We start from the raw sequence: 18,048 nt of genomic DNA, 5'->3' as shown, positions 1-18,048 counted from the left end.
CCCTTCGCCTCGCGGAGCCGCGGACCGGCCGCGTCCGGGCTACCGCTCCGGCTCGAACCAGACCGCGCCCAGCGGGGGCAGGGTGATCTCCGCGGAGTACGGCTGGCCGTGCCACTCCCGGGGCTCGGCCACCACCGAGGAGGGCGCCTCGTACCCGGAGCCGCCGAAACGGCGGTCGTCCGAGTTGAGCACCGACGTCCACCGGCCCTCGGAGGACAGGCCGACCCGCCAGCCCGGTCGGGGCACCGGCGAGAAGTTCACCGCGCACGCCAGCACCGAGCCGTCCTCGCCGTGGCGCAGGTAGCTGAGGGTGTTCCCCTCGTGGTCGCCCCCGTCCAGCCAGCGGAAACCGGCCGGGTCGGTGTCCAGGGACCACAGCGCGGGGCGGGGGCGGTAGGTGTCGTTGAGCGTCTTCACCAGCTTCTGCGTCCCGGCGTGGTGCTCGAACTGGAGCAGCCACCACGGCACCCCGGCCTCGTGCGACCACTCGTCCCCCTGAGCGATCTCGCCGCCCATGAACAGCAGCTGCTTGCCCGGGTGGGACCACATGAACGACAGCAGGGCCCGCAGCGTGGCCGCGCGCTGCCACTCGTCACCGGGCGGCTTGTTGAACAGGGCCTGCTTGCCGTGCACCACCTCGTCGTGCGACAGCGGCAGCACGTAGTTCTCGCTGTAGGCGTACATCATCGAGAACGTGATGTCGTTGTGGTGGTACTTGCGGTGGATCGGCTCCTTCTTCACGTACTCCAGGGAGTCGTGCATCCAGCCCATGTTCCACTTCAACCCGAAGCCGAGTCCGCCCAGGTCGACCGGCTGGGTCACACCCGTGTACGCCGTGGACTCCTCCGCGATCATCACCGCGCCCGGGTTGCGCCGGTAGACCGTGGTGTTGAGCTCCTTGATGAAGTCGATCGCCTCCAGGTTCTCCCGGCCGCCGAACATGTTCGGTTCCCACTGCCCGGAGTCCCGCGAGTAGTCGAGGTAGATCATCGAGGCGACGGCGTCCACGCGCAGGCCGTCGATGTGGAACTCCTCCAGCCAGTACAGGGCGTTGGCCACGAGGAAGTTGCGCACCTCGGTCCGCCCGTAGTTGAAGATGAGCGTCCCCCAGTCCGGGTGTTCGCCGCGACGGGGGTCCGGGTGCTCGTACAGCGCGGTGCCGTCGAACCGGGCCAGCGCCCACTCGTCCTTGGGGAAGTGCGCGGGCACCCAGTCCAGGAACACCCCGATACCGGCCCGGTGCAGCGATTCCACCAGGTGCCGGAACTCGTCCGGTGAACCGAAACGCGGTGTCGGCGCGTAGTAGGAGGTGACCTGGTAACCCCAGGAACCGTCGAAGGGGTGGCCCGCCACCGGCAGGAACTCCACGTGGGTGAAGCCCAGGTCGCTGACGTACTCCACCAGCTGTTCGGCCAGTTCCCGGTAGTCCAGCCCGGGGCGCCAGGAACCGAGGTGCACCTCGTACACGCTCATCGGCGCGCGGTGCGCCTGCACGCCCTTGCGCTCGGCCATCCACTGCTCGTCCGACCACACGTGCTCGGAGGTGGTGACCACCGACGCCGTCGCCGGGGGCATCTGGGTGCGCCGCGCCATCGGGTCGGCCTTGTCCCGCCAGTGCCCGTCGGCGCCCAGGACCTGGAACTTGTACAGGTCGCCGTCGCCCGTCCCGGGCACGAACAGCTCCCACACGCCGTTGGAACCGAGGCTGCGCATCGGGTGCGCGGTTCCGTTCCAGTGGTTGAAGTCACCGACCACCCGCACCCCGCGGGCGTCCGGAGCCCAGACCGCGAAGCCCGTACCCGCGATCTCTCCCATGGGGCTGTCCGCGGTCGCCGTGTTCGCGCCCAGAGCCCGCCACAGTTCCTCGTGGCGGCCCTCGCCGATCAGGTGCAGGTCCAGTTCGCCCAGTGTGGGCGCGATCCGGTAGGCGTCGGCCTCGACCAGCTCAGGTCCGCCCTCCTCGTAGCGGACCGCGATCCGGTAGTCGTCGGTCTGCTTCGGGAGGCGGGCGGCGAACACCCCGCGGTGGCGGTGCGGGAGGGTGACGCGGGTGTTGTCGGGCAGGACAGCGTCGACCTCGACGGCTCCCGGTCGGAGCACGCGCAGGTCGCGGCCGTGCAGTCCGAGAACGGAGTGCGGGTCGTGGTGCCAGCCGTCCACCACCCGGTCCAGTTCGGCGACCAGTTCCGGGGCGAGGGCGGCGGGTGTGCGGGTCCGCTTGGGCGCCGCCTTCCCGGACGCGGTCCTCTTCGCAGTGGTCTTCTTCGCGGCGGTCTTCTTCGGTTCCGTCTTCCTGGCCGTCGTCTTCTTCGCGGCCGGGGCCTTCTCCGCGGTCTTCGAGCTCTTCTCCGGTGCCGTCCGCGCAGCCTTCCCCGGCGCTGCCTTGGCGGACGCCTTCTTCGCGGCCGCGGACTCCGCTGCCGTCGGTTGCTCGTCGGCGGTGGCGGACTTGTTGGTCGGACGCGGTGACAATTCGACTCCGTGGTGACTCGTGGTGGACGGGTGGTGAGAGGGGAGGGGCCAACGGGGGTGCGGGAGGGCGGCCGCCGTGCGCGAACGGCGGCCGCCCGGGAATCAGCCGGGCATCGGCGGCCCCGAGCTTCCCGTGGCCGCCATGGCCGCGGTGGCGATGGACTCCAACGGCACCCGGAGCCAGTTCGGCCGGTTGCGTGCCTCGTACAGGACCTCGTACACGGCCTTGTCGAACTCGAAGGCCCGCAGCACCGTCAGGTGCTTGTCGGGGTCGGCCCCGCCGCCGTCGGCGTAGCCCCGGCAGAACGCCTCCCGGTTGCGCCGGGCCCAGGCCCGCGCCGCCCACGACAGCTGCGGGTCCTCCTCCTCGCCGACCAGCAGGTAACCGGCCGCGTAGTCGAAGGAACGCAGCATCCCGGCCACGTCCCGCAGCGGGCTGGACAGTCGCTGGCGTTCGCGCACCGGGACGGTCGGCTCGCCCTCGAAGTCCAGCAGCACCCACCCCCGCTCGGGGCGGATGACCTGCCCCAGGTGGTAGTCGCCGTGGATGCGCTGGATGGGCAGCGGCTCGTCCACCCGGGCGAAGTCGGCGTAGGCCTCCAGCACCCTGGGCGCGTGCTCCGCGAGTTCCGGGACCTCCGCGCTCGCCATGGCCAGGCGCTCCACCATGGCGTCGGCCAGTTCGGCCGCCGAGGTGGGCGCCAGCACGTCGGTGGGCAGCGCCTGCGCCAGCGAACTGTGCACCTGCGCGGTGGTGTGGCCGAGCCGGGCGGCCTCCTCGCTGAAGTCGGCGTCCTCGCCCTCCACCAGGGTGCGCACGTTCTCCGTGGCCAGTACCCAGCCGTCCGCGGCGTTCGGGACGAAGGTCTGGAGCAGGGCGAGCGTGGTCGGCGTGGTGTGGCCGGACAGGTCCGCCTCGATCCACCCGCAGGGGCGCGCCACGTACGGCGAACCCGACAGAGCCACGTTGAGCTCCAGGTCCGGGTTGCGGCCGGGCCAGAGCCTGCGGAAGGTCTTGAGGACGTACTCGCTGCCGTAGACCAGTGAGGTGTTGGACTGCTCCCCGGTCAGCAGCCGCCCCGGTCCGCGGGCGTCGACGGTGGTGCCCGGCAGCGTGCGGAACCGTACCCGGCCGCGCCGCCCCGGGTCCTCCCCGACGGTGAACCGCTCCAGGAGCAGGGCCGTGAGCTGCGGGTCGTGTGCGGCGTCGTAGACCACCCTGGGGCGGCCGCCCGCGACCTGGCACACACCGATCGCGGCGCGGGCCAGGTTCGGCGGCAGGGACCGGGGCGGCCGTGAACCGAGCAGCACCTGGTACCGGGAGCTGAGGCCGCGCTGCCCCGCCTGCACGACGAGGACGTTCAGGTCCGGCCCGCCGGGACCGGCCGAGACCAGGGTGTACCTGCTCTCGACCCGGATCTGCCGGATCGGGATCCCCTTGCCGGAGAACCATCGCTGCCGGGGTAGCCAGACTGCCAGGAGTTCCTCTAGTTGCGACATCTCAGACAGCCCTGTGTCCCTTCCCGCCGCCCCTGCGCTGGGCGTCCGACGTTGTGGTGGTCGCGGTGGGGCGGCCGGTGTCGAAGGCGTCCCGGGCGCTGACCCCCGCCTCGGGCAGCCCGTAGGAGGGCACGCCCTCGCGGCTTTCGGAGCGCGGTTCACCCGTGTGCTCCGGCGGGAGCTGGAACCAGTAGAAGCCGTGGCCCGGGAGGGTGAGCAGGTACGGCAGCTCACCGATCTCCGGGAAGCGGACCCCGCCCACGCACTCCACCGGGCTCACTCCGGCGTAGCGGCGCAGGTCCAGCTCCACGGGCTGCGGGAACCTGGACAGGTTGTTCACGCACAGCATGCGGTCGTCGCCGTGTTCCCGGATGAACGCCAGCACGCTGGGGTTGGTGGCGTTCAGTTCGGTGAACTCCCCGGTGCCGAACACGGGGTGGCGCTTGCGGATCTGGATCATCCGGCGCGTCCAGTGCAGCAGGGAGCCCGGGTTGTCGCGCTGGGCCTCCACGTTGAGCGCCTGGTAACCGTAGACCGGGTCCAGGACCAGGGGGAGGTAGAGCCGGGCGGGGTCGCCGCGGGAGAACCCGGCGTTGCGGTCCGAACTCCACTGCATGGGTGTGCGCACGGCGTCCCGGTCGCCCAGCCAGATGTTGTCGCCCATCCCGATCTCGTCGCCGTAGTACAGGACCGGTGAGCCCGGGAGGGAGAGCAGGAGCGCGGTGAAGAGCTCGATCTGGTTCCGGTCGTTGTCCAGGAGGGGGGCGAGCCGCCGCCGGATCCCCACGTTCGCACGCATGCGGGGTTCCTTGGCGTACTCGGAGTACATGTAGTCGCGCTCCTCGTCGGTGACCATCTCCAGGGTCAGCTCGTCGTGGTTGCGCAGGAAGATCGCCCACTGGCAGTTGCGCGGGATCTCCGGGGTCTGGGCGAGGATCTCCGAGATCGGGAAGCGCTGCTCCTGCCGCACCGCCATGAACATGCGCGGCATCAGCGGGAAGTGGAAGTTCATGTGGCACTCGTCGCCGCCGGACTCGAAGTCGCCGAAGTAGTCGACGACCTCCGACGGCCACTGGTTGGCCTCGCTCAGCAGCACCCGGTCCGGGTACAGGCGGTCCACCTCGGCGCGCACCCGCTTGAGGAACTCGTGGGTCTCCTTGAGGTTCTCGCAGTTGGTGCCCTCGCGCTCGTACAGGTACGGCACGGCGTCCAGGCGGAACCCGTCGATGCCCAGGTCCAGCCAGTAGCGCAGCACCTCCAGGATCGCCTCCTGGACCGCCGGGTTCTCGAAGTTGAGGTCGGGCTGGTGGGAGAAGAACCGGTGCCAGTAGTACTGGCCGCGGACCTCGTCGTAGGTCCAGTTGGAGGTCTCGGTGTCGACGAAGATGATCCGGGCCTCGTCGTAGCGGTCGTCGGTGTCGGACCACACGTAGAAGTCGCCGTAGGGGCCGTCCGGGTCCTCACGCGAGGCCCTGAACCACGGGTGCTGGTCGCTGGTGTGGTTCATGACCAGGTCGGTGATGACGCGGATGCCGCGGCGGTGCGCCTCGTCCAGGAGCTCCACGAAGTCGGCGGTGTTGCCGAACTCGGGGAGGATCTTGAAGTAGTCCGAGATGTCGTATCCGCCGTCGCGCAGCGGGGACTCGTACATCGGCAGCAGCCAGACGCAGTCGATGCCGAGCCACTGGAGGTAGTCCATTTTCTGCACGAGCCCGGCCAGGTCGCCGGTGCCGTCGCCGTTGGAGTCGAAGAAACCCCGTGCGAGTACCTCGTAGAAGACGGCGTGCTTGAACCAGTGGGGGTCACTGGTACCGCCGGAGGACATGAGCGGGCCGGTGGCGGCCCCGGTGGCTGGGGCGAGCGGACCGTGTTCGGCGTGCTCGCGGGCACCGGGTCCGGGCTCGTCGTTGCTCATCTACTGCTCCCCACCAAGAATGTTCGACATCTGATCAACAGGCGTTTCGGGCGGGAGCACGGCGCTCGGGCCGGGCACTCCGCCCCGGCCCCTCATCTGCCGTTGACGGTGAACACGTGCGCGGGTCCGGTCGCCGGGTCGAGACGGACGTAGTTGTCCGCTCGCCAGGTGTAGTCGCGTCCGGTCAGCTCGTCGGTCACCCTGAGGTCCTCCTCCCACGTGCGGCCGATCGACGGCAGGTCGAGATGCACCGTCGCCTCGCGGGCGTGGTGCGGGTCGAGGTTGACGACGGCGATCACCGCGTCGTCGGGCTCGCCGGGGGATCCGGGGCGGTACTTGGAGAAACAGATCAGCTCGGGCCGGTCCACGTGGTGGAACCGCAGGTTGCGCAGCTCGCGCAGGGCGGGGTGGGCCCGGCGCAGCCTGTTCAAACTGGTGATCAGCGGGGCGATGGTCTCGCCGGAGGCGTCGGCCGCGGCCCAGTCTCGGGGCCGGTACTCGAACTTCTCCGAGTGCAGGTACTCCTCGCTGCCCGGGGCGGCGGGGGTGTTCTCGCACAGCTCGAAACCCGAGTAGACGCCCCAGGTGGGGGAGAGCAGTGCGGCGAGCACCGCGCGCACCTCGAAGGCGGGGCGTCCGCCCTCCTGGAGGTAGGCGTTGAGGATGTCCGGTGTGTTGGCGAAGAAGTTGGGGCGCAGGTAGTGCGCGGTCTCCTGGCTGAGCTCGGTGAGGTATTCGGTGAGCTCGTCCTTACCGTTGCGCCAGGTGAAGTAGGTGTACGACTGGTGGAAGCCGACCTTGGCCAGGGTGCGCATCATCGCGGGGCGGGTGAAGGCCTCGGCGAGGAAGAGCACGTCCGGGTCCCGTTCGGCGACGTCGGCGAGCAGCCGCTGCCAGAAGGCGACCGGCTTGGTGTGCGGGTTGTCGACGCGGAAGATCCGGACGCCGTGGTCGATCCAGTGCCTGACCACCCGCAGGCACTCCCGGTAGAGCCCCTCGAAGTCGTGGTCGAAGCAGAGCGGGTAGATGTCCTGGTACTTCTTGGGCGGGTTCTCGGCGTAGGAGATCGATCCGTCGGCGCGCCTGGTGAACCACTCGGGGTGCTCGGCCACCCAGGGGTGGTCGGGGGAGCACTGCAGGGCCAGGTCGAGCGCGACCTCCAGGCCGTTCTCGTGGGCCTCCGCGACGAAGGAGTCGAAATCGGTGAGGGTGCCCAGGTCCGGGTGGACGGCGTCGTGGCCGCCGTCGGCCGAACCGATCGCCCACACCGAGCCGGGGTCGCCCGGGCCCGCCCGGAGCGTGTTGTCGCGGCCCTTGCGGTGGGACTCGCCGACGGGGTGGATCGGCGGCAGGTAGACGACGTCGAAGCCCATGTCGGCGATGGCGGGCAGGCGTTTGGCCGCGGTCGGGAAGGTCCCTGACACCTCCTGGCCGGGCGCCGTGTCCACCTGGGCGCCCTCGGAGCGGGGGAAGAACTCGTACCAGGAGCCGAAGAGGGCCCGTTCGCGGTGGACGACGACCCTGGTGCGCCTGGAGCGGGTGAGGAGCTCGCGCAGGGGGTTGCGCTCCATCCGGGCGAGGACGTCGTCTGTGACGGCGGCGGCGAAACGCTCCACGGGCGGCAGGGAGGTGTCGCGCAGGATCTTGGCTGCCCTGTTCAGGGCGGGTACGCGGGGGACCCGGCGGCCGGCCCGCTCCAGCAGGCGCGCGCCTTCCTCCAGGACGAGGTCGGTGTCGGTGTCCAGGGGCAGCTTCACGCGGGCGACGCGGAGCCAGGTGGTGAAGGGGTCGCTCCAGGCTTCGACCGAGAACGACCAGTCCCCCTCCCGGGGGATGCTGATCTCGGCCTCGTAGCGGTCGGTTCCGGGGGCCTTCTCGCGCATCGGCGCCAGGACCCTCCGGCGACCTTTGGGCGGGTGGACCACCACTCCCGCGGCGAGGGAGTCGTGCCCCTCCCGGATCACGGTGGCGCTCACCGTGAAGCGCTCTCCGGGAACGGCTTTCACCGGTCCCAGGTCGTTGTCTGGAGAGATATCGAGGATGGGCAGGCGTCCGATCACTGGCTACACCGTAATTGTCGTGGTTCGGGCGTTATGGGGCAGCACGCAGTGGCTTGCGTGCGGAAATAATCGGAACTTAATCCGGGGTGAGGTGGAGTTAACGAAGTGCTGGATCGAAAACTGTCCGGATTGCGGCTTCGGTGCTCTCCCCTGTCTATCGTCGGTCCTCTGGCGGGGTTTGGCGGAGTGTCGGGGCCGGATAATTTATGTGATACTCATCACACTCGCTGTCAGTGCCAAGACCTGGTATTTGCCGCGTTTCGCCCGGGCGAACCTCTCAAAGCGGGCATAAGTACACATGCGATTCAGGGGTCTCTGTGGTTGTTTTCGCATTCCCCCTCATGAAAAGTCGGAAAATTCCCCTCGCATGTTGTCGATGCCTTCGGGGCGGGTAGGGATGACCGAATGTATCCAGCGGGAGTCGAGCCGTATTCCGGACATCCCCTTGTGTCCGTTGGGTCCCATGCGAAGCATTCGCCCCATATCTGGTCGGGCTGGCGCTCCGGGGCCGACTTTGTTGGCCAACTCTTCTTGACGTCAAGAAAGAGGGTGGTGGGTTTCGTGTGATGCGCCCTTGCTCGTGCCTCATGGGTGATCTGTGTGTTTTGCCGTAGATTGGGGAAGCTTTTCGGCGACACGCCCGATTTGGCGGAGTTCCCTTTACGGCGTCCCTGCGAGTGTGGGCGGCGCAGTGTTCGTTCCGCACCGCGGACGGACAGCACACGGCCGTAGGGGGGCGACGTGACGGAGTCGAACCGGAGTGGTCCGTTCCGGGGGGCCCGGGAGTTCCTGAAGGGTGACCCGCTCAAGGGGAGGGGCGACGCGCTGCTGCGCCTGTCAGGGCTCGGCGTGGTGGCCGGACTCCTGTCGGCGGCCCTGGTCCTGCCGTGGGCGGGCGGCATCGGGCTGGTCGCCAGGGACACGGCCGCCGGGTTCATGGCCCTGCCCAGCGATCTGGAGGTCCCGCCCCTGTCCTCGCGCGTCCTGCTCACCACCGACGGCGGTGAGCCCTTCGCGGAGGTCGCCGAACGCGAACGCGAGGTCGTCGGCCTCGACGAGATCAGTCCGTGGATGACCGGTGCCCTGATGGCGATCGAGGACGACCGTTTCTACGAGCACAGCGGCCTGGACCTGCGGGGTGTCCTGCGTGCGGCGACGCGGACGGCCCAGGGCGACACACAGGGCGGGTCGACCCTCACCCAGCAGTACGTGAAGAACCTCCTCATCGAGACCGCGGAGAGCGAGGAGGAGATCGAGAGCGCCAGTGCGCAGACCCTGAACCGCAAGCTCGTCGAACTGCGCTACGCCATCGAGATCGAGGAACGCCACACCAAGGACGAGATCCTGGAGGGCTACCTCAACCTCTCCTACTTCGGCGCCGGGGCGCACGGCATCGAGGTCGCCGCGCAACGGTACTTCTCCGTGTCCGCCGCCGAACTCGACCCCGGGCAGTCCGCCCTGCTGGCCGGCCTGGTCCGCGGACCCTCGTTCTACGACCCCCTCAGCAACCCGGAGGCGGCGCTGGAGCGCCGGAACCTGGTGCTCGACCGCATGGTCGCCACCGAGGTGCTGGGGGCCGAGGAGGCCGCCGGGTACAAGGAGAGCGACCTGGGTCTGGACCCCACCCCGCGGGCGGGCAGCTGTTCGGAGAGCGACTACCCGTTCTTCTGCGAGTACACCATGCGCTGGCTGAAGGAGTCGGACCTGCTCGGCGGGAGCGAGGCCGAACGCGAACAGCTCATCAGCCGGGGCGGGTTCACCGTGCGGACCACGCTCGACGCCGCCACGCAGGACGCCGCGCAGGCCGCCATCGACAAGCGGGTCCCGCACGAGGACTCCACCAAGTTCGCCGCCCAGGCCTTCGTCGAACCCGGCTCCGGCCGGGTGCGCGGTCTGGCCCAGAACCTCCGCCACGGGTTCGACGACGAACAGGTCGGCACGACCTCGATCAACCTGGCGGTCGACCAGGCCGACGGCGGTTCCACCGGATACCAGGCCGGGTCGACCTTCAAGCCCTTCACGCTGGCCGCCGCGCTGGACGAGGGCCTGGGGTACGGCACCAGCTTCTCCGCGCCCAAGAGCATGTCGATCAGCGGTATGACCAACTGCGAGGGCGGCACGATGTCCTCGTGGAGCGTGCGCAACGCCGGTGAGAGCGACGGGGGCAGCCACAACATGATCAGCGGGACCAAGGGGTCGGTGAACACCTACTTCGCCCAGCTGCAGAAGCGGGTGGGCCTGTGCGACACCGCGGAGATGGCGAAGAAGCTCGGTGTGCACCGCGCCGACGGCGGCGAACTCGGGGTGTGGAGCTCGTTCACCCTCGGTGACCAGGAGGTCTCCCCGCTGACCATGGCCGCCGCCTACGCGACCTTCGCGGCCCGCGGCGAGTACTGCGAGCCCCGCCCGGTGCGCTCGGTGACCGACGAAGAGACGGGTGAGGAGACCAAGGCCAGCTCCGAGTGCGAGCAGGTGATCAAGAAGCGGACCGCCGACGGGGTCAACCACCTGCTCCAGCAGACCTTCAACGGCGGTACCGCCAACGGTCTGGGCCTGGGCCGTCCGGTCGCGGGCAAGACCGGCACCACGGACAGCGCCGCCTACGCCTGGTTCGCCGGGTACACCCCGAACCTCGCCTCGACGGTGGCCGTCGGCGACGTGCGCGGCGGTGAGAAGCACCCGCTCCAGGGCGTGAGCATCGGCGGCCGCTACTACGGCATCGTCTACGGCGGCACCCTGCCCGGTCCGATCTGGCAGGAGAGCATGCGCGGCGCCACCGCCTCGCTGCCCGCGGAGGGCTTCGCCGGTTCGCCGGGCGCCTTCGGTGACCCGAAGGCCGAACCGCCCAAGGAGAAGGAGGACGACTCCGACGCCTAGGGCGGAATCCGAGGCCTGGAACGGGGTTCGACACCCGGACCGGATCCCTTGCGGGGAACGGGAACGGGGCCGTCACTGGGCTGAACCTCCAAACGGTCACAGGGAGGGCTGTGGGGCGGAAACATCCCACAGCCCTCCTTGTTGCCCCATAATGGAGCCAATCCGACAGGGGAGCGCGTGAGCGCTGAGAGTGCGGCACCGAGCCGCAGACCCTTACACACCTGATCTGGGTCATGCCAGCGAAGGAAGTCATAGGAACCCGTCACCGTGCGCGTACCCGGGTACGCCGGTGTGGCGCTCTTGGCCACATGGGCCCTCGTCACCCCCGACGAAGGGACATCACCAGAATGAGTACCGAATCCGACCCCGGAACCGGCACCGGGCGGACGGGCTTCGTCCGTCAGATCCGCGAGAGGTTCCGGAGCTGGCGCACCGTCGACATCGTCGTGGCCGCCGTGATCGGCGTCGCCGTCGGCGTCGTCTTCTGGCTGTGGAACATCGTCTGGTCGGTCACCACGCCGCTGTTCGTCGCCTTCCCGCCCGGGCAGGCCGTCGTCTACGGCATGTGGCTGATCTCCGGCGTGCTCGGCGGCCTGATCATCCGCAAGCCGGGCGCGGCCCTGCTCACCTCGGTCGCGGCCGCCTCGGTCTCGGCGGTGCTGGGCACCCAGTGGGGGATCATGGTCATCCTCGACGGCACCCTCCAGGGGCTGCTGCCCGAACTGGTCTTCCTGGCCTTCGCCTACCGGCGGTGGAACATGGGCGTGGCCGTGCTCGCGGCCGCGGTCGCGGGCGTCTCCCCGGCCATCCGCGACAACATCGCCTACAACGTCACCTGGCCGCTCCACTACCAGGTGACCTACGGGGTGATCGTGGTGATCAGCGCGGCGGTCATCGCGGGTGTGGGGGCGCGTCTGCTCACCACGGCGCTGGCCCGCTCCGGTGCCCTGGCGCCCTTCCCGTCGGCCAAGGGCTGACCCGTGGCCGGACCCAACGCCCGCGGCGCGCGCGTGGAACTCTCCGGGTGGGGCTGGAAGCACTCGGGCCGTGCCGCCCACGCGCTGCGGGGCGTGGACCTGACCGTCGAACCCGGGGAACGCGTACTGCTGCTGGGCGCCTCCGGGGCGGGTAAGTCCACCCTGCTGCACTCCCTGGCCGGGCTCACCGGCCAGGACGGCGCCATCAGCGGAGACCAGGAGGGCTCGCTGCTCGTGAACGGCCGCCCGGCCGACCGGGGCAGGGGAGGTGTCGGGTTGGTCAGCCAGGACCCCGAGACCCAGTTGGTGATGGCCCGAGCCGGTGACGACGTCGCCTTCGGTCTGGAGAACCTGGGTGTGGACCCGGAGCTGATCTGGCCCCGGGTGGAGCGGTCCATGGCCGAGGTCGGTTTCCCCTACGGGCTCCGGCACTCCACCGGGGCCCTGTCCGGCGGTGAGAAGCAGCGCCTGGTCATCGCGGGGGCGCTGGCGATGCGTCCGCGCCTGCTGCTGTTGGACGAGCCCACCGCCAACCTCGACCCCGCCGGGGCCGGACTGGTACGCGCGCTGCTGGCCCGTCTGCTCACCGAGACCGAGGCCACCCTCGTGCTGGTCGAACACCGGGTCGCCGACGTCGTGGACCTGGTGGAGCGGGTCGTGGTGGTCGAGCCGGGCGGCGGAGTGATCGCCGACGGGGCGCCGGGGAGGGTGTTCGCGGAGCACGGCCGCTCCCTGGCCCGACAGGGCGTGTGGATCCCCGGGAACGAACCGGTGCCCGAGGTGCCGCCCGCGCCCGGCGGCCCGGCCCTGGTCGAGGCCGTCGGTGTCACCGCCCGCACCCCCCTCCAGGTGGGCGTGCGGGCCGCACCCCGGCGGACGGTGCTCGACGGGGTGGACCTCTCCCTGGCGGCCGGAACGGCGACCGCCCTGACCGGCCCCAACGGCGCGGGCAAGTCCACGCTGCTCACGATGCTGGCCGGCCTGTCCAAACCGCACCGGGGCCGGGTGCTGCCGCGCGGACCGCTGGCCGAGGCCGACCGGCGTCCGCTCGTGCGCTGGCCAGCACGGCGACTGGCCCGGCACGTGGGCACGGTCTTCCAGCACGCCGAGGACCAGTTCGTCACCGGCACCGTCCGCGACGAGCTGCGCTTCGCCCCGCTGCGCGCGGGGCTGGACGAGGCCGGGACGGAACGCTGGGTCGGTGAGCTGATGGAACGGCTGCGGCTCAGCGGCCTGGCCGACGCGCACCCGTACACGCTCTCCGGCGGGGAGAAGCGGCGGCTCTCGGTGGCCACCGCGCTCAGTTCGGGTCCCGCGCACGCACCCGACGTGCTGGCCCTGGACGAGCCGACCTTCGGCCAGGACACCCGCACCTGGACGGAGCTGGTGGAGCTGCTCGGCGCCCTGCGGGCCGAGGGCCGGGCCGTGGCCATGGCCACGCACGACGGACTGCTCCTGCGCAGTCTGACGGACGTGCGCGTGCGGGTGGCCGACGGCCGTGCCGTCCCCGGCCCCGCGGCGGAACCCCCGGCCGCGGTCCCGGCCCAGACGCGGAAGGGGGACTCGTGAGCACCCCACAGCACACCCGGGCGACGGGCGGGGACACGCTGACCCTGGACGTGCCCGGAGGCGGGGGAGCCCGCTACTGGCTCACCGGCCTGAACCCGGCCGCCAAACTGCTGGCCGCGCTGGCGATCGGGGTCGGGCTGATCCCCGCCGTGGACGCGGTCACCGGCGGCGTGGTCCTGCTCGCGGTCCTGCTGACAGTGCCGTTCAGCGGCGTCGACCGGCGCACCCTGCTCGTCCTGGGCGGCCCCTTCCTGCTGATGGGGCTCAGCAGCGGAGCGGTCAACTACCTGTACGGCGAACACGGGCTGGAGGGCGCGGTGGGCGCGGCGGTGCGCCTGCTGGCCATCGCCCTGCCCGGGCTGCTCGCGGCGGTCAGCAGCGACCCCACGGAGATGTCCGACGGGCTCGTGCAGAAGCTCAGGGTGCCCGAGCGGCCCGCCATGGGCGTGCTCGCGGCGCTGCGGCTCATCCCGCTGCTCGCCGACCAGTGGCGGACCATCACGCTCGCCCGTCGGGCCCGCGGGCTGGAGGCCGGACGGAATCCGGTGCGGATCGTCACGCTGTTCTTCGGGCGGCTGTTCGCGCTGCTGGTGCGCTCCATCCGGACCGGGACCCTGCTGGCCACGGCGATGGACGCGCGCGCCTTCGGCACGGGCAGGCGCACGCACGCGCGGTACAGCCGCTGGCGCGCGGCCGACACCCTGCTGCTGGCGGGGACCGTCCTGCTGCTCGTGGGCGCCTACGCCCTGTCCGCCCGGCTGGGGACCCTGGTGCTGCTGTTCTCCTGACCCTGGTGGTTGGGTGGGAAACTGACACAGACGTCGAAGTGAGGAAGGTGTCCAACGTGGGCGAGTTCGTGCGAGTCGAGGCCGATCCGGAGAACCCCGGTGTGGCCGTCATCCGGCTTGACCGTCCCAAGGCGCTGAACGCGCTGAACGGCCAGGTCACCAAGGAGATCGGGGAGGCGGCCGCCGCCGTGTCCGCCGACGACTCCGTGCGGGCGGTGGTGATCTACGGCGGTGAGCGGGCGTTCGTGGCCGGGGCCGACATCAAGGAGATGGCCGACCTCACCCACGCCCGGATGCTGGAGTACTCGCGTGCCCTCCAGCGCGCCCTGACGGCGGTCGCCCGCATCCCCAAGCCCGTGGTCGCGGCGATCAGCGGCTACGCGCTGGGCGGCGGCTGCGAGCTGGCGCTGTGCGCCGACTTCCGGGTCGCGGGTACCAAGGCCAGACTCGGTCAGCCCGAGATCCAGCTGGGCGTCATCCCGGGCGCGGGCGGCACCCAGCGGCTGCCGCGCCTGGTCGGCCCGGCCAGGGCCAAGGACCTGGTGTTCAGCGGTCGTCACGTGCGCGCGGAGGAGGCCAGGGAGATCGGCCTCGTGGACGAGGTCGTGGCCGACGAGGAGGTCTACTCGGCCGCCGTCGCCCTGGTCGCCCGGTACGTCGACGGCCCGGCCGTGGCGCTGGCCGCGGCGAAGGAGTCGATCGACCGCGGCCTGGAGAGCGACCTGGACACCGGTCTGGAGATCGAGCGCCTCCACTTCTCCGGCCTCTTCGCCACCGAGGACCAGAAGACCGGTATGCGCAGCTTCGTCGAGCAGGGTCCGGGCAAGGCCGTCTTCAACGGCCGCTGACGGCTCCGGGCGGCCGGTTCCCGGCCGCCCGGCAGCGCTCGAACCGGGCAGGACGTCCGGATCCGGCCAACCGGGACACAGGGCGGGGAACCGCTCACGTGGTTTTTCCGTCATACTCGTCAATGGTCGTCCGAGGCGGACGGTCCGCCCGGAGTTCCCGGTGGTGCGCGCCGCGTCCGCACCCTCCGGCGGGGGCCGGGGAAGACCGCACGCGCCCCTCGGAGGGGCCACACAAGCCAACGTTGACCCATCCCCCCGGCCGATAAGCTGGACGTGGCGGTATGCGGTCTTTTGAGGGGATGAGTTCTCGATGTCAATGTCGGCAGGTTTCCCCACGGGTGAAGAGCTGCCGGAGCGCATCGGCCACTACGTGATCCGTCGTCGCATCGGTGCCGGTGGGATGGGCGTGGTGTACCAGGCGGAGGACACCCGGACGGACCAGTTCGTCGCGGTCAAGGTCCTCAAGCCCGAGGTCGCCGGAGACCACATCGCCCGCGCCCGGCTCGCCCGCGAGGTCGAGACGATGCGTCGTGTACAGAGCCCCAACGTGGCCGAGGTCATCGACGCGGACACCCAGGCCGAACTGCCCTGGGTGGTCACCGAGTACATTCCGGGGCCCACCCTGGACGCGACCGTCACCGACCACGGGCCCCTGCGCGGCCGCGCTCTGACCCGTTTCGTCACCGGCATGGCCCGGGCGATCAAGGACATCCACGCGGTGGACGTGATCCACCGCGACCTCAAGCCCGGCAACGTGATCATCTCCAACGGTGAGCCGATCGTCATCGACTTCGGTATCGCGCACGCCGTGGACGGCGCCAAGCTGACCCAGACCGGCACGTTCGTCGGCACGCCCAGCTACCTCTCCCCGGAGGTCATCGAGGGCACGGACCTGGGCCCGGCCACCGACGTGCACGCCTGGGGCGGCACCGTGGCCTTCGCCTCGACCGGGCGCCCGCCCTACGGCGCGGGTTCGTTCGAGGTCATCTTCTTCCGGATCCTCAACGGCGAGATCGACATGGACGGGATGCACGAGGCGCTGCGCCCGCTCGTCAACCGCGCGGTCTCCCGGGACATGTCGGCGCGGCCCACCGCCGCGGAGCTGGTCGCCGAGACCGGTCGGCTCAACCTCGACCTGCCCTGGACCGAGACCACCGGAACCGCCCCGGACACGGGCCTGACCGGCAACCACACGATGCAGGCGCCCGCGCCCGCCCACGGACCCGGGACCCGGGACGGCGGCGCCGGCGGCCCCGGGGCGGGCGGCGCGGCCGCGGCCGGAGCGGCGGGCGCCGGGATGGGCGGTGCCGCGGGCTACCTCGCGGGCCGGGCCAGCGAGGGCTGGGGGCCCTCCCACACACGTGCCGCGACCCCGCCCAACACCGTGAGCGCCTGGTCCAACCCCTCGGCGCCGCAGACCAGCCACGCCCGCTCCGGCGGTTGGGCAGCCGACGACGAGGCCACCGACGACCTGGGCGGAGGACGGCCCGCCAACACCGGTTCGGGGTGGAACTCCGACGAGGAGGCCACCGACGACCTGAGCGGCGCCCGTTCCGCCGGTGCCGGCCCCGCCTCCGGTTCGGGTCGGGCCTCCGATGACGAGGCCACCGACGACCTGTCGGACAACCTGCCCGGCACGGAGCGGATCGCCCCGCGTTCCCCTCAGGACCTGAACGACCCGCAGGGCACGACGCGGATCCAGCCCGTCCAGAACGACGTCCAGGGCACCCAGCGGATCGCCCCTGGCGACCCGGTGCGGCCCGAGGACCCGGCCGGGACCATGATGATGGGCCCGGTCGAGCCCGGCCAGCCCCAGCACGACCGCGGCGGGCCGCAGGACGCCCCGCAGACCCAGTTCTTCAACTCCCCGCTGGACCCGAACGCCTTCCAGGACATCCTGACCCCGGTGGGCCGGGACAACAGGCCCAACAGCACCCAGGAGTTCGACGAGGAGGACTACCAGGAACGCGGCGGCCTGCTGGCGCGCTTCCGGCGCGGCGGCGGCGACCGGTTCGGTGACTACTTCCGGGGCGGCGACGAGGACTACGACGACGAGGACGACGAGTACGAGGAGTCCTGGCGGATGCACCCGCTGGTGCTCGTCCCCGTCATGCTCATGCTGGCAGGGATCGCCCTGTGGTTCCCGTGGATCGGTATCTTCCTGGGGATCGTGGTCATCGCGGGGCTGGGCGCGCTGGACGTGGTCAAGTCCGAGCACGCCCGGCGCCTCCAGACCCGGGGGCCGCGCAACTCCGACAGCATGGTGGTGGCGCTCAGTTTCCCGTGGGCCTTCGGCCGCATGGCGGTGCGCACGGTCGGGTTCGGCCTGATCTACCTGCTGGGCGGCATCCTGATCGGGATGGTCTACGCGAGGATCATGGACACGCCGGGCGAGGGGGCCAACTACACGGGTGCCTTCGCGGTGTTCGTGATGATCCTGCTGAGCTACATCATGCCGAGCGGGCGTGAGACTCGTCACCAGGCGGTCTGGCTGGTGGAGCGGATCCGGTTCAGCAACCTGTACGTGTACGCGGGTGTGGTGATCGCGATCATCCTGCTCACCATGCTCGTCCTGTCGACCGGCCTCACCTCGCTGCCGATCTGGACGATGGGCTCGCTCAGCGGCCCGTCCGACTGGTTCAGCGACTAGCGGGCGGCGATCCGGCCCCGGCCGGGGCACGGGGCGATCAGGGGCGCTCCCACTCCCACCGGGAGGGGAGCGCCCCGGCCGTTGGCGGTGGTGCGCCCGCCAACGGCGTGGAACCGGTCACTAAGGTGGGGGCAGGGGCCCCGCGTTCCCGGTCCGTCGACGCTGGTGGGCGCAGTGCCCGCGGTCCGGCGACGACCGCCGCGGGCATCTTGGTTAGGGTTTCCTAAGTCGAACTTGGGGTCACGGGTTGGCCTTCAAGCTACTAGCGAGTAACATCTGTGTTATGAGCACTGGCGGGGCGGGTGTAGACGTGTACACCGGACCCGCCGTCGGATGACCGAACGGCATTCGGCATTGTTGGCAGTAACGGGGCGCGCCAGCGCCCACCCGCC

The 18,048-nt window shown here is 70.7% G+C and carries 10 protein-coding genes and 1 riboswitch; of the genes, 6 read left to right on the top strand and 4 right to left on the bottom strand.

Going from position 1 to position 18,048, the window contains the following annotated elements:
• Nucleotides 1–39: 39 nt before the first annotated feature.
• The 4 genes from glgB to AC0VYD_RS21185 form a co-directional block, all read right to left on the bottom strand.
• Nucleotides 40–2,184, bottom strand: coding sequence for a 1,4-alpha-glucan branching protein GlgB (gene glgB / locus AC0VYD_RS21200; protein WP_475480332.1), 2,145 nt, complete (start codon nucleotides 2,182–2,184; stop codon nucleotides 40–42).
• A 390-nt stretch (nucleotides 2,185–2,574) separates the two neighbouring features.
• Entirely contained in the window at nucleotides 2,575–3,972 is a 1,398-nt protein-coding gene (locus tag AC0VYD_RS21195) for a maltokinase N-terminal cap-like domain-containing protein (protein ID WP_475477179.1), read from the bottom strand.
• Between the two features lies 1 nt (nucleotide 3,973).
• Nucleotides 3,974–5,887, bottom strand: a complete 1,914-nt coding sequence (gene treS, locus AC0VYD_RS21190) for a maltose alpha-D-glucosyltransferase (RefSeq protein WP_475477178.1) — start codon at nucleotides 5,885–5,887, stop codon at nucleotides 3,974–3,976.
• 92 nt (nucleotides 5,888–5,979) lie between these two features.
• Entirely contained in the window at nucleotides 5,980–7,947 is a 1,968-nt protein-coding gene (locus AC0VYD_RS21185) for an alpha-1,4-glucan--maltose-1-phosphate maltosyltransferase (protein ID WP_475477177.1), read from the bottom strand.
• 741 nt (nucleotides 7,948–8,688) lie between these two features.
• Between AC0VYD_RS21185 and AC0VYD_RS21180 the strand changes: the two genes are divergently transcribed.
• The 6 genes from AC0VYD_RS21180 to AC0VYD_RS21155 all read left to right on the top strand — a co-directional run bounded on the left by AC0VYD_RS21180 (nucleotide 8,689) and on the right by AC0VYD_RS21155 (nucleotide 17,656).
• Nucleotides 8,689–10,824 carry a transglycosylase domain-containing protein gene (locus tag AC0VYD_RS21180; protein WP_475477176.1) on the top strand — a complete coding sequence of 712 codons (2,136 nt, stop codon included), beginning with the start codon at nucleotides 8,689–8,691 and terminating at the stop codon, nucleotides 10,822–10,824.
• Between the two features lie 157 nt (nucleotides 10,825–10,981).
• Nucleotides 10,982–11,089: riboswitch (TPP riboswitch) on the top strand.
• Between the two features lie 82 nt (nucleotides 11,090–11,171).
• Nucleotides 11,172–11,801, top strand: a complete 630-nt coding sequence (locus AC0VYD_RS21175) for an ECF transporter S component (RefSeq protein WP_475477175.1) — start codon at nucleotides 11,172–11,174, stop codon at nucleotides 11,799–11,801.
• A 3-nt stretch (nucleotides 11,802–11,804) separates the two neighbouring features.
• A complete protein-coding gene (locus AC0VYD_RS21170) occupies nucleotides 11,805–13,370 on the top strand; it encodes an ABC transporter ATP-binding protein (protein ID WP_475477174.1) in 1,566 nt (521 codons plus the stop codon).
• Complete coding sequence (locus AC0VYD_RS21165; protein WP_475477173.1) at nucleotides 13,367–14,158, top strand: energy-coupling factor transporter transmembrane component T family protein; 792 nt, start codon at nucleotides 13,367–13,369, stop codon at nucleotides 14,156–14,158. Before AC0VYD_RS21170 ends, AC0VYD_RS21165 begins: the two co-directional genes overlap by 4 nt.
• A gap of 38 nt (nucleotides 14,159–14,196) precedes the next feature.
• Nucleotides 14,197–15,006: an enoyl-CoA hydratase/isomerase family protein gene (locus AC0VYD_RS21160; RefSeq protein WP_475477172.1), complete on the top strand. Its 810-nt coding sequence runs from the start codon at nucleotides 14,197–14,199 to the stop codon at nucleotides 15,004–15,006.
• A 310-nt stretch (nucleotides 15,007–15,316) separates the two neighbouring features.
• The gene (locus AC0VYD_RS21155; protein WP_475477171.1) at nucleotides 15,317–17,656 is read left to right on the top strand and encodes a protein kinase domain-containing protein; all 2,340 of its coding nucleotides are present in this window, start codon (nucleotides 15,317–15,319) and stop codon (nucleotides 17,654–17,656) included.
• The last annotated feature ends 392 nt before the right edge of the window (nucleotides 17,657–18,048 follow it).

This window comes from Nocardiopsis sp. iso_40 (assembly GCF_056173285.1).
This window is presented reverse-complemented; position numbering and strand designations above follow the sequence as displayed.

Excerpts from the sequence above, each read along its gene's own strand:
- AC0VYD_RS21195 (WP_475477179.1), bottom strand. The coding sequence starts at position 3,972 with ATGTCGCAACTAGAGGAACTCCTGGCAGTCTGGCTACCCCGGCAGCGA.
- treS (WP_475477178.1), bottom strand. The coding sequence starts at position 5,887 with ATGAGCAACGACGAGCCCGGACCCGGTGCCCGCGAGCACGCCGAACAC.
- AC0VYD_RS21175 (WP_475477175.1), top strand. The coding sequence starts at position 11,172 with ATGAGTACCGAATCCGACCCCGGAACCGGCACCGGGCGGACGGGCTTC.
- AC0VYD_RS21155 (WP_475477171.1), top strand. The coding sequence starts at position 15,317 with ATGTCAATGTCGGCAGGTTTCCCCACGGGTGAAGAGCTGCCGGAGCGC.